15 protein-coding genes and 1 pseudogene are annotated in these 14,657 nt (G+C 66.1%); 8 read left to right on the forward strand and 8 right to left on the reverse strand.

Going from position 1 to position 14,657, the window contains the following annotated elements; translation table 11 throughout:
• Position 1: 1 nt before the first annotated feature.
• Positions 2-874 (forward strand): AraC family transcriptional regulator, encoded by an 873-nt coding sequence (locus BAC01S_RS28130; protein ID WP_027797747.1) that lies wholly within the window; start codon positions 2-4, stop codon positions 872-874.
• A 55-nt stretch (positions 875-929) separates the two neighbouring features.
• Here the strand turns inward: BAC01S_RS28130 and BAC01S_RS28135 are convergent, their stop codons facing one another.
• From BAC01S_RS28135 to BAC01S_RS28155, 5 genes and pseudogenes are all read right to left on the reverse strand, one after another.
• Positions 930-2,000 (reverse strand): MBL fold metallo-hydrolase, encoded by a 1,071-nt coding sequence (locus BAC01S_RS28135; protein WP_027797748.1) that lies wholly within the window; start codon positions 1,998-2,000, stop codon positions 930-932.
• A 71-nt stretch (positions 2,001-2,071) separates the two neighbouring features.
• The gene (locus BAC01S_RS34925; RefSeq protein WP_156954563.1) at positions 2,072-2,557 is read right to left on the reverse strand and encodes a hypothetical protein; all 486 of its coding nucleotides are present in this window, start codon (positions 2,555-2,557) and stop codon (positions 2,072-2,074) included.
• A gap of 358 nt (positions 2,558-2,915) precedes the next feature.
• Positions 2,916-3,326, reverse strand: a pseudogene (locus BAC01S_RS32960) (cupin domain-containing protein); the annotation flags it as partial.
• Positions 3,327-3,336: 10 nt separating this feature from the next.
• Positions 3,337-4,017, reverse strand: a complete 681-nt coding sequence (locus BAC01S_RS28150; RefSeq protein ID WP_027797749.1) for a Vgb family protein — start codon at positions 4,015-4,017, stop codon at positions 3,337-3,339.
• 9 nt (positions 4,018-4,026) lie between these two features.
• Entirely contained in the window at positions 4,027-5,259 is a 1,233-nt protein-coding gene (locus tag BAC01S_RS28155) for a hypothetical protein (RefSeq protein ID WP_027797750.1), read from the reverse strand.
• Positions 5,260-5,403: 144 nt separating this feature from the next.
• Here BAC01S_RS28155 and BAC01S_RS28160 point away from each other — a divergent pair, with 144 nt between their 5' ends.
• From BAC01S_RS28160 to BAC01S_RS28170, 3 genes are all read left to right on the forward strand, one after another.
• Positions 5,404-6,171 carry a DUF899 domain-containing protein gene (locus BAC01S_RS28160; protein ID WP_027797751.1) on the forward strand — a complete coding sequence of 256 codons (768 nt, stop codon included), beginning with the start codon at positions 5,404-5,406 and terminating at the stop codon, positions 6,169-6,171.
• A gap of 17 nt (positions 6,172-6,188) precedes the next feature.
• The gene (locus BAC01S_RS28165; RefSeq protein ID WP_043203980.1) at positions 6,189-6,992 is read left to right on the forward strand and encodes a DUF2182 domain-containing protein; all 804 of its coding nucleotides are present in this window, start codon (positions 6,189-6,191) and stop codon (positions 6,990-6,992) included.
• Between the two features lie 93 nt (positions 6,993-7,085).
• Positions 7,086-8,198 (forward strand): GGDEF domain-containing protein, encoded by a 1,113-nt coding sequence (locus BAC01S_RS28170; RefSeq protein ID WP_027797753.1) that lies wholly within the window; start codon positions 7,086-7,088, stop codon positions 8,196-8,198.
• A gap of 27 nt (positions 8,199-8,225) precedes the next feature.
• Here BAC01S_RS28170 and BAC01S_RS28175 read toward each other — a convergent pair whose 3' ends face one another.
• Both BAC01S_RS28175 and BAC01S_RS28180 read right to left on the reverse strand, forming a co-directional pair.
• Positions 8,226-8,765: a GNAT family N-acetyltransferase gene (locus BAC01S_RS28175; RefSeq protein ID WP_027797754.1), complete on the reverse strand. Its 540-nt coding sequence runs from the start codon at positions 8,763-8,765 to the stop codon at positions 8,226-8,228.
• Entirely contained in the window at positions 8,762-9,355 is a 594-nt protein-coding gene (locus BAC01S_RS28180) for a helix-turn-helix domain-containing protein (protein ID WP_027797755.1), read from the reverse strand. The genes BAC01S_RS28175 and BAC01S_RS28180 overlap by 4 nt, the downstream gene beginning before the upstream one ends.
• A gap of 163 nt (positions 9,356-9,518) precedes the next feature.
• Between BAC01S_RS28180 and argG the strand changes: the two genes are divergently transcribed.
• The gene (gene argG / locus BAC01S_RS28185) at positions 9,519-10,853 is read left to right on the forward strand and encodes an argininosuccinate synthase (RefSeq protein ID WP_027797756.1); all 1,335 of its coding nucleotides are present in this window, start codon (positions 9,519-9,521) and stop codon (positions 10,851-10,853) included.
• A 195-nt stretch (positions 10,854-11,048) separates the two neighbouring features.
• Positions 11,049-11,450 (forward strand): hypothetical protein, encoded by a 402-nt coding sequence (locus BAC01S_RS28190; protein WP_027797757.1) that lies wholly within the window; start codon positions 11,049-11,051, stop codon positions 11,448-11,450.
• Between the two features lie 17 nt (positions 11,451-11,467).
• On the opposite strand, the gene BAC01S_RS32965 is transcribed toward BAC01S_RS28190, so the two are convergent.
• Complete coding sequence (locus tag BAC01S_RS32965) at positions 11,468-11,899, reverse strand: winged helix-turn-helix transcriptional regulator (protein WP_043203985.1); 432 nt, start codon at positions 11,897-11,899, stop codon at positions 11,468-11,470.
• A gap of 124 nt (positions 11,900-12,023) precedes the next feature.
• On the opposite strand from BAC01S_RS32965, the gene chrA reads away from it, so the two are divergent.
• Both chrA and BAC01S_RS28205 read left to right on the forward strand, forming a co-directional pair.
• Positions 12,024-13,391 carry a chromate efflux transporter gene (gene chrA, locus BAC01S_RS28200; protein WP_407667971.1) on the forward strand — a complete coding sequence of 456 codons (1,368 nt, stop codon included), beginning with the start codon at positions 12,024-12,026 and terminating at the stop codon, positions 13,389-13,391.
• 772 nt (positions 13,392-14,163) lie between these two features.
• Entirely contained in the window at positions 14,164-14,607 is a 444-nt protein-coding gene (locus BAC01S_RS28205) for a hypothetical protein (protein WP_027797759.1), read from the forward strand.
• Positions 14,608-14,657: the final 50 nt, after the last annotated feature.

Below are 14,657 nucleotides of genomic sequence, written 5' to 3' on the forward strand. Positions count from 1 at the left end.
CATGCCAGTTCACACCGACTTCACCCGCGCCTACACGAAACGTTTCGACACCGTGCTCGCTTATATCGACGCGAATCTGGAAGGCGACTTGTCGGTCGACGCGCTGAGCCGCGTGGCGAACTTCTCGAAGTTCCATTTTCATCGCCAGTTCGCCGCCTACGTGGGCGTGCCGGTCGCGCGCTACGTGCAGCTGCTGCGTCTGCGTCGAGCCGCCCGTCGGCTTGCCGCGCGCGCATCCTGCACCGTGCTCGATGCCGCGCTGGACGCGGGCTTCGACAGCCCCGAGGCGTTCAGCCGGGCATTCCGGCGTGCGTTCGGCATGGCGCCGAGCGCGTTCCGGCAGCATCCGGGCTGGGAGATCTGGAGTGCGACGTTTGTCGTCCCCTACCTTTCAAGGAAACTGACCATGCAAGTGCGAATTGTGGATTTTGCCGAGACGCGGGTTGCCGCGCTCGAACACTGCGGCCCGCCCGGACTCGTCAACGAGAGCGTGCGAAAGTTCGTCGACTGGCGCAAAGCGAGCGGGCAATCGCCGCTGACGTCGAGCCGGACTTTCGGCATTCCGCGCAACAACCCGGATACGACGCCGGGCGAGGCATTTCGCTTCGACATTTGCGGCGAGATTGCCGAACCGGTCGCGTCGAATGACCAGGGTGTCCGCGCGCTCACGATTCCGGGCGGCCGATGTGCGGTGGTTCGGCATACGGGCTCGACCGATCATATCGGCGAGACCATCTACCCCATCTTTCGCGACTGGCTGCCGGGCAGCGGCGAGGAGTTGCGGGACCATCCGTTGTTCTTTCACTACCTGAGCGTGTTTCCGGAAACGCCGCAGGACGAGTGGCAGACCGATATCTACATTCCGCTCGTGTGACGCGAGGGCAGCGCTGCGTGCCGGGCCGCTGCCGCCCGGTTCTCATGGGCGGTCCTCAGACACTGCCCGATGCGACGGGCAACCCCTCCGCCTTCCAGCGCAGCATGCCGCCGGCAAGGTTGGCCACCCTGCCGAAACCGGCCTTGGTCAGCAGCACGCTGGCCTGGGCCGACCGGACGCCCGAGCGGCACACGGCCACCACGGGCCGTTCGCGGTCGAGTTCGCCGAGCCGGTCCACCAGCTGCGAGAGCGGCACCAGCTTGGCATCCGGCAGATGGCCAAGACGATCGATGAACTCCGGCGCTTCCCGCACATCGACGATCTGCAGGGTTGCCGCATGCTCCAGCAGTGCCATCGGCTCGATTTCCCAGACGCCGCTAAAGCGCAGCGTGAGCGGCGCCCAGTCGGGCGTTTCCTCCAGCGGCGCCGCGTTTTCCGGCTTCCCGCAGCGCAGGTTGGCGGGCACCGCAATGGCCATCAGCTTGGGGTGGGGCAGATTCAGGTTGTTCATGTAGCCCGCGAAGTCGCCGAGATCCACGTCGCCGCCCAGGCGCGGATTGAAGCGCCGCTCTTCGGCCACGCTCGTGACAGTGATGCCGCGATAGTCGTGCGCGGGGTAGAGCAGGCAGGCATCGGGCAGCGTCAGGATCTGCTCGCGCACCGAGGCGAATAGCTGCTGCGGACTGCCGCCCTGGAAGTCGGTGCGGCCGCAGCCGCGAATCAGCAGGCTGTCGCCCGTGAAGGCCATGCTCTCGTCGTCCAGCACATAGGTCAGGCAGCCGCTGGTGTGACCAGGCGTCGCGCGCACCGCCAGATGGCGCTGGCCGAAAGCGACGCGCTCGCCATGACGCAGCGGCCGGTTCACGTCTGCCGCGCCCACCGCCTCGGCTAACGCGATCGCGCTGCCGCAACGCTGCCGCAAGCGCCACGCGCCGGTTACGTGGTCGGCGTGCACGTGGGTATCGAGCGTTGCCTTGAGCCGCAGGCCGAGTTCCTGGAGCAGCGCGAGGTCGCGCGGCACGTGCTCGTAGACAGGATCGATCAGCAGCGCTTCGCCGCTCGCGGGGTCGCCGAGCAGGTAGGTGTAGGTGGACGATGCGGGATCGAAGAGCTGGCGAAAGATCATCGCGGACCTCTCTGAAAGAAAGGCGCGGCGGCCTTCGGAGGCCGCCGCGGCCCGCTGCAGCCGCGCGCCGCCTAGATGCCCGGCGGCCGGGACGGCACCCGCTGCCATCCTCGGGCGCAGGACCGCACATACGGGTAATAACCTTCGGGCTTGCTGCAGTGATACCAGTAGTTCGCGTCCGGCGCCGCGCCGCCGCCCGCATCCGCCTGTCCGCCCTGTTGTGCCTGCTCGACGTATTGCGTAGGCCCGGACGCGTAGCCGTATGCGCCGACGGGTGCGGGCCCGTAAGGATAACCAGCGGGGTAGCCCGCGTAATACGGGTACGGCCAGCCGTATCCGTAGCCGTACCAGGGATAGGAATAGCCCCAGCCCGGATAGCCCCAGGCGAAGCCCGGGCCGAAATAGGCGCCGCCGCCCCAGCCCCACCCCCAGCCGCCGCCCCAGTGGGAGTACCCGCCGTGGTAATAGCCGCCGCCCCAGCCGCCGCCATGGTAGTACCCGCCGCCCCAGCCGCCGCCGTGATAGCCGCCGCCCCAGCTGCCGCCCCTTCCTGCCACGGCAGCGCCGCTGGCGGCCATCGCGGCCACGATCAGCACCAGCTGGCACGCCTTGCGCCTGTTCATCATGCTTGCCTCGAGAGTTCCTGCCGGCTCGGGTTGGATAGCACGGCCGGCATCTTCCAGTTTATTAATTTTCGGGACGGTTTGCCTTCTTTGTTCATTTCGTTCGATTACGGCGGCTCCGGGATGTCCGGACATCTGCGACAACCTGCTCGACTTTTCACATGTCTGCGTATGGGTCCGGGCATGGCGTCGGCGGGAACGGGCGCGCCTGCAGGCATACGCGTGGATGCAGCCGGGTTTCGCCTATAAAGAAATCTCGCACTCGATCCCGACTTCAAGACAATGCCATTTGTTATGGACTACGTACTGACCCAATTTCGTCGGGTGGTGAATCCGCGCGCGCGATCCCATCGTGCGGACCTGGCGGCCGCTCGGGCCAGTCGATCCAGCGATCCTTGCGCGTGGCCTCGTAGGCTTCGTTCTTCGGATAGCGAATGCGGTTTTCGTCCTTGGGTGTCTCGCCTATCACCAGCAGCCGCACTTCCTCGGCGGTGTTGTTCAGAAACGTGTGGCAGATCCCGGTGCCGGCCGGAAACGCCACCGAATCGCCGGGCCGCAGCCGGTGCAGATGGCCGTCTATCCAGGCGTCGGGCGTGCCCTCGACGACAAACACGAATTCCTCTTCCGCGCTTTCGGCGTGCTGATACGAAGTGCGGCGGCCCGGCGCCAGCCGCTCGTGATGAATGCCGATGCGCGTGAGGCCTCGCTGATGCTCAGTTGTCCGTTCCTTCTCCTGCCACAGCGCCGGCCACGACCGTTTCGCGCGCGGGCCTGCGCACGGCCCGCACCTTGCCGCTGTCACCGCCGCCGCAGTAGAAGCGGTCCGCGCCATCCGATTCGAGTCCGGAAACGCCCGCGCCTCGCGGCATTTCGAGGGCCTCCAGGACCTCGCCGGTGCGCGGGTCGACGTGGCGCAGTTCGCTTTCGTGGTCCTCCCACGTGCCGTGCCAGAGTTCACCCTCCACCCAGGTGACGCCCGTGACGAAGCGGTTGGATTCGAGCGCGCGCAAAACCTTGCCGCTCTGCGGGTCGACCTCGAGAATCTTGCGCTCGTTGAAGCGCCCGACCCACAGGCTGCCCTCGGCCCATGCGAGCCCCGAGTTGCCGGGGCCTTCGGGCGACGGAATCGCGGCCACGACCTGCCCGTTGGCGGGGTCGATCTTGCGGATGTGCGCGCCGTCGAGCTGGTAAAGATAACGGCCGTCGAAGGCGGTGCCCGCGTGCGAGGGCACGTCGATCGCGCGCACGGTCTCGCCGCTCGCCGGGTCGAGCGCATGCACCTTGTCGCCGGAAGCGAACCAGACATGCCGGCCGTCGTATGTGACGCCGTGGACGGAAGGCGTGCCTGCGAAGGGTCCATATTCGCGGACGATTTCGGCGTGTGAGCGTTTCATGGGGCGATCCTAATCGGTCGGCAACGGGGAAGGGAGCAACAACGGTGTCGCGAATCCGGGCGCGGGCGGCATGATCCAGCGCCGCGCGCGTGCGCGCCCGAGCGGCGTTGCCTTGCCGCTGGCGGCGAGCGAGTCGAGCCCGCGCTGGACCGTGCGCTGGCTCGCGCCCAGCGCCAGCGCAAGCGACGAACTCGACCATGCCTGCCCGTCGGCGAGCAGCGCGAGGAGAGCCGCATAGGGCTCTTCGATCGTGCGCGCCAGCACGACCACTTCACGCGCGGCATGCGGCGCGAGCGCAAAGCCCCGCTGCGTGGCATGCACGGCGGCGAGCGGGCGCAGCATCGCGCGCAGTCTTCCCATTTCGACGCGCAAGCGGGCGCGGTGCGAGTCGTCGGGGTGCTTCGTGCGAAAGGCGTGGGCGATGAGCGCCTCGCGCGGCACGTCGGCGGGCCATGCCTGCGCCAGCGCGCGTGCGAGCGTGAGCAGCACGGGCCGGCCCGCGAGCGTCACCACGGTCCCGTTCTCGCGCACGGCGTAGCGGCAGGCATCCACGATGAACGCCTTCGACATGAGCAGGGCTTCGATTTCGTCGAGCACGAGCGGGCGTTCGGTGTCGCGCGAGACGAGGCGGGCCGCGGGCGCGTCGAGCATTGCGGCAGCGGCGGCGACTTCGGCGGCGAGCGCGGGAATGCCGGCGGCGCCTACCGCGTGCGCTGCGCGAACCAGTGCGGCGCGAGCGGGCTTCGCAAGCAACCGGCGCATGGCGATGCCCGCGGTCACGAGTTCGCGGATCGCGTCCAGCGCGGGCGGCAGCCGGCTCTCGTGAAAGGCCGGCGGGAGCGTGGCGAGCCGGTCCTCGGCTTCGTCGAGCCGCCCCACGAGCAGCAGACGACGCACTTCCAGCAGGCGCGCATGGGCGGCGTTCGCGGCGTCGCCGTGCGCTTCGAGCGTGGCGCGCGCGGCTTCGAGCGCAGGTTGGGGCCAGCGCAGATCGCGCGCGGCGAGGGCGATCTCCGCCTCTGCGACCACGCAGCGCGCGCGCTCGATTGGCGAGCGCGATCCGAAGGCCCGCGCCGCGGCGCGCACCAGCGCGCTCGCGCGTTCGAAGTCGCCGATCTGCGCCATGGCGATGCCGCGCATGGCGAGCGCGGGCGCATCGTCGCGCTGCGCGACGCGGTTCAGCGCGCCAAGCGGATCACCGCCCGCGAGTGCGCGCGCCGCCTCTGCGAGCCTCGAGTCCATCGGAATCCCGCCACATTTGTCACTCCCGCCACGAGCCAGCCCGAACCTAATCTAGCACACGTGGGGTGGCCGTTTTCGCGCGGTGCGAACCGGCCGCTCGACCACCGGACAACCACCAGGGCAACCCACCGAAAGGAGCGAAACATGGACACGAAGCATACGACCGGAACGCGCGAAGCCTGGCTCGCGGCGCGTCTCGAACTGCTGGCCGCGGAAAAGGCGCTGACGCGCCAGAGCGACGAGGTCGCCCGGCAGCGCCGGGCCCTGCCGTGGGTGCGCATCGACAAGACCTACACGTTCGACACGGAAAACGGCCGCGCGACGCTTGCCGACTTGTTCCAGGGGCGCTCGCAACTGCTCGTTTATCACTTCATGTTCGGCCCCGACTACGCGGCGGGCTGTCCGTCGTGCTCGTCGATCGCGGACAGCTTCAACGGCGTTGCCGTCCACCTCGCGCATTACGACGTCACGCTGATGGCCGTTTCGCGCGCGCCGCTCGCCAAGCTGCTGGCCTACCGGCAGCGCATGGGCTGGAGCTTTCCGTGGGCGTCTTCGTTCGAGGCCGACTTCAACTACGACTTCAACGTGTCGTTCACGGAGGCGCAGCAGCGCGACGGCACCGTCGAATACAACTACGTGCGCGGACACCATGCGATGGACGCGGTGCCCGCTCCCGCGCCCGTCGTACAGTTCGCGACCGTCTGCGGCACCGACGCCCGGACCTACGCGCGCGACCGGCCCGGCATGAGCGCATTCGCGATGGAGGACGGCGCCGTCTATCACACGTATTCCACCTACGCGCGCGGCGTGGATGCGGTCTGGGGCATGTATCAGTGGCTCGATCGCGCGCCGCTCGGCCGCAACGAGGCGGGCGTGTGGTGGCGCCGTCACGACGAGTACGCGGCGCGCTGAGGTGGATCGTGCGTGCCATGCCCGTCACCGTAATGTCAGGGCGCCTCGCCGGGCGCGTGTGGATCGGCGTGGCCGCGCTCGTTTTCAGCGCCGCCACGGCCATGACGATTGCGATCTGCGTCTCGATGGCCTCGAAGGGCGGCGTGCCGATGGCGGGCGGCTGGACGATGTCGATGGCCTGGGCGCGCATGTGCGGGCAGACGTGGGGCGGCGCGGCCACCGCTTTCGTCGGCATGTGGACGGCCATGACCGTGGCGATGATGCTGCCCGTGCTGGCGCCGGCGTTGCGGCGCTCGCACGGGGCAGCGGCGGGGCGCGGGGGCGTGCTTTGCGTGACGGGCGCGGCGCTGGCGGCGGGCTACTTCGCCGTGTGGATCGGCATGGGCGCGGCGCTCTATCCGGCCGGCACGGCACTCGCCGGCCTCGCGCTGCGCACCCCCGCGCTGGCTCGCGCCGTGCCGTGGGGCAGCGGTGTGGCGCTGCTGATGGCGGGGTGGTTTCAGGCTTCCGCGGTCAAGATGCGCTACCTGGCGTGTTGCCGGGCCGCGACGTCCTGTGCTCCGGCGGCGCGATCGGGGGCGCGCGCGGCGCTGCGCCATGGCGTGCGATTGGGGCTGCATTGCAGCGGCTGCTGCGCGGGGTTCACGGTCATGCTGCTCGCCGTGGGCGTCATGGACCTGCGCGCGATGGCATGTGCCGCAGCGGCGATTTTCGCCGAACGCTTCGCGCCCGGCGGCGAACGCGTGGCGCGGACAACGGGCCTGCTGATCGTGGCGGCGGGGCTCGTGATGATCCTGCGGCTTTGGGCGCGGCCAGGCTGAAAGACAGCTTTTGCGCCACACGCGCCGCAGAAAAGCCTAAACCATGGAGCATAGCGGTCGTTATACGAGGTATTGAAGCCTGTAGAGCGACTTGTGAGCCAGCCGAACACCCTGTCCACGCGCCTGCGCACTCTTATCGACACCGTTCAGCAGAACGAGCGGGCACTCCAGCGTTTCCAGCAGATCGAGGTCCGCCTGATCAGCGCCGACGACTTCGCGTCTTTCCTCGACGCGCTCGTCTCCGATCTGGCGCGGGCGTTCGAGCTTTCGCTCGTGACGCTCTGGCTCGACGAATGCGCGCCGCACGTCGGCGAACTGCTCAATGCCGAGCCGGGCCACACGCCCGACGCGCGCCATCTGCGCGGCGGCCGCGCGGACGCGCTCGGCAAAGAGCTGCCCTGGCCGCCGCGCGGGCGACGCGCGCCCTGGCTGGGGTGTCCCGCCGGACTCGCGATGCCGCTGCGCGCGGCGTTTTTCGATCCCGAGGACGAGCCGCAAAGCATCGCCGTCCTCGCGATCGAGGGCGGCGAGGGCGTGTGCGGCTATCTGTGCATGGGCAGCGCCGATCCCGGCCGTTTCGTGCCCGGCATGGCGACGGATCTGCTGCAGCGCTTCGCGATTTTCGTGAGCGCGGGGCTCGTGAACGTCGCGCACCGGCAGCGTTTGAGGCAGGAGGGCGTGACCGACCCGCTCACGGGCCTGCCGAACCGCCGCTACTTCGACGCGCGGCTGTACGAGGAAGTGCAGCGCGCGGCGCGGGTGGCCGCGCCGGTGGCGTGCCTCTTCATCGACATCGACGCATTCAAGCCCATCAACGACACCTACGGGCACGGCGTGGGCGACCGCGCGCTCGTGGCAGTCGGCGCCTGCATCCGGCGTGCGGTGCGCCTTGGCGAAACGGTGGCGCGCTACGGCGGCGAGGAATTCGTCGCGCTCGTGCAGGGCGATACGCAGCAGGCCTGCGTGGTCGCGGAACGCGTGCGCGCCGCGGTCGAGGGGCTCGCGGTGCTCGACGACACGGGCGAGCCGCTCCGGCTGACGGTTTCGGTCGGCGTGGCGGCGCGGGTCATGGCGCCGGACGGGCCGCCCACCGGCGACGCGGCGCGCGCGCTCATCGACGCGGCCGACCAGGCGATGTACCGGGCCAAGCGCGCGGGACGCAACCGCGTGGACTGGCAGACCGCGGCGGCGGGCAGTCCGGTTTGAGGCGGGTTTGAAGCGCGCGCTGCCGGGCTACGTCAGCTGCTTGTGGAAATAGGTCGTGGAGCAGAAGCTGCCGTCGGGCATCAGCGCATAGTTCGGCACCACGCCCACGCGCTGCCAGCCGGCGCGCTGGTAGAGCCGTTCGGCGTCGCCGCCCGTCACGGTATCCAGCACCAGTACCGTCTTGCCGGCCTCGCGCGCGGCTTCGTCGACGGCGGCCATGAGGCGCTGCGCCACGCCCTGGCGCCGCGCGCGGCGGCTCACGAGCATCTTGGCGACGTCTGCGCGGTGCGGCTGGTTTTCGGGCTGCGCGGTCACGAGCTGCACGGTGCCGACGATCCGGCCCTCTCCGTCCTCCGCGGCGAGCAGAATGCGCTCGCCTCGCGCCACACCCTGCGCGACGCCGCGCCAGAAGCCGAGCGCGGTTTCCCGCGAGATCGGCAGCATGAAGCTCACGGAAGCGCCGCCCTCCACGCAGTCGATCAGCACCTCGGCGAGCTGGGGCGCGCGGGCGAGCGCGTCTTCCGCATCGAGACGCCGGATCGAAAGGCTGGCGAAAGTGTCGCTCACCGGCTGCTCCTGGCGGGCACGTCGTCGAGCCGGCACAGCGCGACGAGATAACGGGCGCTTTTGCGCGTGGGGTTGCGGTAGACGATGGGGCGATCGAGCTTCATCGCCAGACAGTCGCCCGTTTCGAGCCGCCACTGGCGCTCGCCGACGCTCATCTCCATCGTGCCTTCCACGATCCAGATCTGCTGGTAAATGTCGGGATCGCGCAGGCTCGTGTCGTAGGCCACGCGCTGCCCCGGCGGAAAGCGGACCTCGACGAGCTGGATGGGCGACCACGCGGCCGGCGAGAGATTGCGCCGCACATAGCCCGATTCGGGGTCGGTCCAGGTGGCCTGCTGGCTCGCCGTGCTGAGCGGCGAGGGCGCACTGGCGCCGCCGCCCTGGGGCGCTTCGAACAGCGAGGCCAGCGAGACGCCGAGCGCGGTGGCGAGCTTTTCGAGCACGACGGCCGTGGGGCTGCTCTCGCCGCGCTCGATGAGCGAAATGTTCGACCGGCTCACCTGGCTGCGCTCGGCGAGCGCTTCGAGCGACCAGCCTTTGGCGTCGCGGATCTCGTGGATGCGGCGGGCGATCGTGGCGTGGATGTCCATGCTGTCCAGAATAGTGGATGCCGTTTTCCAGTAAAATAGACGAGTTGCCGGGGCAGGTCAAATCGCGCCATAACGGGTTTCCAGCAGCGGCATGCCCCGCGCCATCGAGTAAACTGACGGTTTTCGCCGTCCTTTTCTCCACGTTCATTACACGGTTCTGTCCATGAGCACGATTCTCGAAAGTCTTCCGGTGGGTCAAAAAGTTGGCATTGCGTTTTCAGGTGGCCTCGACACCAGCGCCGCTTTGCACTGGATGCGCAAGAAGGGCGCCGTGCCTTACGCCTACACGGCGAATCTCGGCCAGCCGGACGAGGACGACTACGATTCGATCCCGCGCCGCGCCACGGAATACGGCGCCGAAGGCGCCCGCCTGATCGACTGCCGCGCGCAGCTGGTGGCGGAAGGCATCGCCGCGCTGCAAAGCGGCGCGTTCCACATCACGACGGCCGGCGTCACGTACTTCAACACCACGCCGATCGGCCGCGCCGTCACGGGCACGATGCTCGTCGCCGCGATGAAGGAAGACGGCGTCAACATCTGGGGCGACGGCAGCACCTACAAGGGCAACGACATCGAGCGCTTCTACCGCTACGGCCTGCTCGTCAATCCGGACCTGAAGATCTACAAGCCGTGGCTCGACCAGCTTTTCATCGACGAACTGGGCGGCCGCGCGGAAATGTCGGAGTTCATGCGCCAGGCGGGCTTCGCGTACAAGATGTCGGCGGAAAAGGCCTACTCGACCGATTCGAACCTGCTGGGCGCGACGCACGAAGCGAAGGACCTGGAGAGCCTCGAGTCGGGCATCAAGATCGTCAACCCGATCATGGGCGTGGCCTTCTGGCGCGACGACGTGAAGATCGACAAGGAAGAAGTCACGATCCGCTTCGAAGAAGGCCAGCCCGTTGCGCTGAACGGCAAGACCTTCCCGAACGCGGTCGAACTGCTGCTCGAAGCGAACCGCATTGGCGGCCGTCATGGCCTTGGCATGAGCGACCAGATCGAGAACCGCATTATCGAAGCGAAGAGCCGCGGCATTTACGAAGCCCCGGGCCTGGCACTCCTTTACATCGCCTACGAGCGGCTCGTCACCGGCATCCATAACGAAGACACGATCGAGCAGTACCGCGAGAACGGCCGCCGCCTCGGCCGCCTGCTGTACCAGGGCCGCTGGTTCGACCCGCAGGCCATCATGCTGCGCGAAACGGCCCAGCGCTGGGTGGCGCGCGCGGTCACGGGCGAAGTGACCGTCGAACTGCGCCGCGGCAACGACTACTCGATTCTCAGCACGAAGTCGGAGAACCTGACGTACAAGCCGGAACGCCTCTCGATGGAGAAGGTGGCCTCGACGTTCTCGCCGCGCGACCGTATCGGACAACTGACGATGCGCAATCTCGACATCACCGACACGCGCGACAAGCTGCGCGTTTATTCGCAGGTTGGGCTGCTTACGCCGGGTGAGGCTTCGGCGCTGCCGCAACTGAAGGAAGAGACGAAGTAATTTGCGCTGCTAATCGCGCAGTCAATCGCGCAGCGAAATGCACGGGCGGGCTGCGACGACTCACGGAGTCGTCGCAGCCCGCTTTTTTTCTGCATCGGGTTTTCCGCATCGGGCACTTTGGCAGGCAGCCGGCGGGCGCGAGATTTGCGCCGCCCAGGAGGCATGTGAAACGGTCCACTGTGGGGGGCAAAGAGCATGAGTGTGAGGCTGACTCAGGGCGCCGCGGCAGGCACGCTTCTGCTCGCGTCCTTCGTTTTTTTCGCGCCGGCCTATGCCGAGCCGGTTGGCACCGGGCCGCTCAGTATCACGGGGTCGCTGGTTGTCCGTGGGCCGCTGACTGTCGACGGCTCGCTGACGGTGGCCGGCGACATCTACGCCAAGGGGCCCATTGCGGCGGCATCGATTGAACAGATTTCGTCCGGCGCTTCCGTCGTGCAAAAGCGATCGGGAGAAAACACGTTCTATGGTCCGTTGATTGTGCACGGTCCGTTGGTCGTGCATGGCGATATGGAAGTGCGCGGCCCGATCAACGTAGGCGGCACCGTTGGTGCCGTCGGGCGCGTGCAGGCCGATGGTCCGATTACCGGGCGCCGGTGATGGGCAGTCCGGCAAGATCAGTTTTCCGGCGTTTTTTTCCCGTTCTTTCGCTGTGGTTTGGGACGAGCGCGTTTGGCGATCAGCGCGGCGCCGTAACGATCGGCCCAATCGTGCAGCGAACGGAAAACGGGCAGCAATGCAACGGACGCCTCCGTAAGCGCGTACTCCACGCGCGGAGGCACTTCCCCGTAGGCGGTACGTGTCAATAAACCGTTAGCCTCCAGATCGCGAAGCTGTGCAGTCAGCATGTGCTGCGTCACGCCCGGCAACGCACGCTTCAAGTCGCCGAACCGAAGCGCGCCATCAAGCAACGTGCAGAGGATCTCGATTTTCCACTTGCCCACTACGGCGTCGATGGCGGCATGGAATCGCTCAATCGATGCCGGGTCTGGAACACACGTTTCCGGACACTCAGCGTCCAGAAGCTCGTCAATAGTCTGGTCTTTCATGCTATGTATGATTAATCATCCTGCTTGCCAGCAAGCATACAACACGAAAAACTCGCGCCTCCGGTTTCGCGATTCTGGTCGTGTACCGGTCTGTGTAAATGAGCGACTCAGGAGGAAATTTGCGATGAGCAGGATTTTGGTGACCGGGGGAACGGGCTTTGTCGCCAGCCACACGATCATTCAGCTTCTCAAAGCTGGACACGACGTTCGGACCACCGTTCGTCGGCTGGAGCGCGAAGCCGATGTCAGGGCGATGCTGGAAACGGGCATGACCTCATCGAACCCAGTCCGAAGCGGCACCGCGCCTGAAGTTCTTGCGGTTTTTCTCAAACTGGGCGTGACGTGTTTCGGCGGTCCCATAGCTCACATCGGCTACTTCCGCCGAGAGTTCGTCGAGCGTCGTCGATGGCTTGATGACGAGACGTTTACCGACCTGGTTGGCCTATGTCAGTTTCTTCCGGGGCCCGCCAGCAGCCAGGCGGGATTTTCCATCGGCCTCCTGAGGGCCGGGTGGCTGGGCGGACTTGCCGCCTGGTGCGGGTTCACGCTGCCCTCTGTCTTGCTGCTGCTCGCATTCGCGGCAATAGCACCGGGCTTGGGCGGACCGGTTGGCGAGGGGCTGATTCATGGCCTGAAACTCGTTGCGGTTGCCGTTGTGGCGCAAGCCGTGTGGGACATGGCCCGGCGCCTGTGCCCGGATTACCGCCGCGCCGCTATCGCCCTCGCTGCGCTGGCCGTTCTCAGTGTCCTGACGACGGTGTACGCGCAACTCATCGTGATCGCTCTCGGTGCCGCACTGGGCTTTGTATTCTGCCGGACCGCGGCATCGGCAAACACGGTCGGCAGGCAACCGCATGCCCATGAATTCAGAGTCTCCCGCACGGCGGGGGGCATCGCACTGGCGCTCTTCTGCGTCCTGCTCTTTGGGCTTCCGGTGCTGGCGCAATTGGGCGCTGGCCGCGCCATCAGCGTTTTCGACGGCTTCTATCGCTCCGGCGCGCTGGTCTTCGGCGGCGGTCATGTGGTGCTGCCGCTCTTGCAGCAGCAAACGGTCGCAACGGGCTGGGTATCGTCGAATGATTTTCTCGCCGGTTACGGTGCTGCGCAGGCAGTTCCAGGGCCTCTCTTCACGTTCGCCGCCTTTCTGGGCTGGATCATGCCGGCGGCACCGCATCGCTGGGGTGGGGCACTGCTGGCCACGGTAGGCATTTTTCTGCCTGGGCTGCTGCTCGTTCTTGCAGCGCTGCCCTACTGGCAAGCACTGCGAGCCCGCCCGTCGATGGCGGCCGTCCTTTCCGGCGTGAACGCCGCGGTGGTTGGCCTGTTGGCGACTGCGTTCTACTCGCCGGTCTGGATCAGCGCAGTCCGCTCCGAGATCGACTTTGCCATTGCGACCATTGGCTTTTTCCTGTTGACGCGTTGGAAAACTCCGCCGTTGGCGGTCGTCGCGGTCTGTGCGCTGGCGGGTGTTGCCGAAGCCGTACTGAAGTGACCGGTCCGAATGTGCGCCCGCTGCCCGGCTCCGCAGGACGATCACCGCGATGCCACGCGCGGCTCGATAACCGGAAGAACACGAATCGGGTTGCTTAATGCCTTTTGCATAAATGCCCTGCGCATGATCACATAGGTTCAAACGAAAAGCAGAGTGGGCCAATTTGAAACGTTCGACAGAGTCACCCGAATAGTTGACAATACAACCTGATTAAAGGAGTGGCAAACCTGAAATTTCGACTATCCGGGAGTCGCTGTGCCAGTCACTGTTCTCAAGCTTTATCGCGTTCTATTCACCGTAGCTTTTATCTTCGCAGCGAGTATTTGCACGCATCCCCTAACCAGCGGGCTATCGATAATTATGTCGGCCTCTGTGGCAGGCGGTGTGGCATTTGTTGGCCTGTTGTTGGCAAATCTGATATTTCGGTAATGAACTGCCGCTTTCCGCGCGAGATTTAGCAGGGTAAACGCGCACGCAACAGGTATTGAATGGCCGCTATCTGGAATGGCGAGTGTTTCTTCAGTGTTGGTTCATGCACATCGCATAATGCGGCGCATTTGTGAACGCCTGGCTTCAACCTGTAGGGCGGATCGCGGCAAACCTGCGTCATCTATCGGATATGGTTCGCTCAGACACTCGAATGTCGATGACGTTCTGAAAGCAGTCGTCCAGTCAATCCCTCAAGTTTCGCGCCTGGCTGCCGTTGAGTCGGTGTGATCGCTCTATGTCCGGATGCGGACGGGGTATCCAATGTCATCCGGAAGCAGCTGAAATGCTAGAAGCGAAGAGCCTCACAGTCATGCCGATTGATGATCTGGACGTTTACTACTGCCAGAGAATGCGCGGCTACACCACGTTGAGCCTGCATGTCGATGGCTCAACAGTCTATACGCTGGATGTGCGTGGCGTTGTTAAACCCCTTTCGGGTAAAGACACCGTTGGCGCATTCACAAGTTCCGATAAAAGCACTCTGGTTGCATGGATTGATCCCGTGTCCGGGGATTTTATATCGACCGATTCAACCGCTTCCGACGCGCTATTTTCGATTCCAATTTTCATCGGCCTTGGGGTGCTCCTCAGCGCCGCGCTTCATTTGAATAAGTGGGTTATTGCGCCGATCGTCGCCGTGGTAGCTGTCGCGGCGTGTCGTCGCTTCTTGCGCGGGCAGAAGAACGACTCCGAACTGGAGGCGATTTTGCGGAATCGGCGAACTTGAACCACGGAACCCGGCGGTGAGCGGCCGGCCGATACTCTCGCAAAGATTGG

The sequence above is a fragment of the Paraburkholderia acidipaludis NBRC 101816 genome (genome assembly GCF_000684975.1).
Classification (GTDB): Bacteria; Pseudomonadota; Gammaproteobacteria; order Burkholderiales; family Burkholderiaceae; genus Paraburkholderia; species Paraburkholderia acidipaludis.

What these genes read in the sequence shown, in the direction of transcription:
- BAC01S_RS28130 (WP_027797747.1), top strand. Translation starts at nt 2, where the DNA reads ATGCCAGTTCACACCGACTTCACCCGCGCCTACACGAAACGTTTCGAC.
- BAC01S_RS28160 (WP_027797751.1), top strand. Translation starts at nt 5,404, where the DNA reads ATGGACACGAAGCATACGACCGGAACGCGCGAAGCCTGGCTCGCGGCG.
- BAC01S_RS32965 (WP_043203985.1), bottom strand. Translation starts at nt 11,899, where the DNA reads ATGAAAGACCAGACTATTGACGAGCTTCTGGACGCTGAGTGTCCGGAA.
- BAC01S_RS28190 (WP_027797757.1), top strand. Translation starts at nt 11,049, where the DNA reads ATGAGTGTGAGGCTGACTCAGGGCGCCGCGGCAGGCACGCTTCTGCTC.
- chrA (WP_407667971.1), top strand. Translation starts at nt 12,024, where the DNA reads ATGAGCAGGATTTTGGTGACCGGGGGAACGGGCTTTGTCGCCAGCCAC.
- BAC01S_RS28165 (WP_043203980.1), top strand. Translation starts at nt 6,189, where the DNA reads ATGCCCGTCACCGTAATGTCAGGGCGCCTCGCCGGGCGCGTGTGGATC.
- BAC01S_RS28180 (WP_027797755.1), bottom strand. Translation starts at nt 9,355, where the DNA reads ATGGACATCCACGCCACGATCGCCCGCCGCATCCACGAGATCCGCGAC.
- BAC01S_RS28205 (WP_027797759.1), top strand. Translation starts at nt 14,164, where the DNA reads ATGCTAGAAGCGAAGAGCCTCACAGTCATGCCGATTGATGATCTGGAC.
- argG (WP_027797756.1), top strand. Translation starts at nt 9,519, where the DNA reads ATGAGCACGATTCTCGAAAGTCTTCCGGTGGGTCAAAAAGTTGGCATT.
- BAC01S_RS28135 (WP_027797748.1), bottom strand. Translation starts at nt 2,000, where the DNA reads ATGATCTTTCGCCAGCTCTTCGATCCCGCATCGTCCACCTACACCTAC.
- BAC01S_RS28150 (WP_027797749.1), bottom strand. Translation starts at nt 4,017, where the DNA reads ATGAAACGCTCACACGCCGAAATCGTCCGCGAATATGGACCCTTCGCA.
- BAC01S_RS28155 (WP_027797750.1), bottom strand. Translation starts at nt 5,259, where the DNA reads ATGGACTCGAGGCTCGCAGAGGCGGCGCGCGCACTCGCGGGCGGTGAT.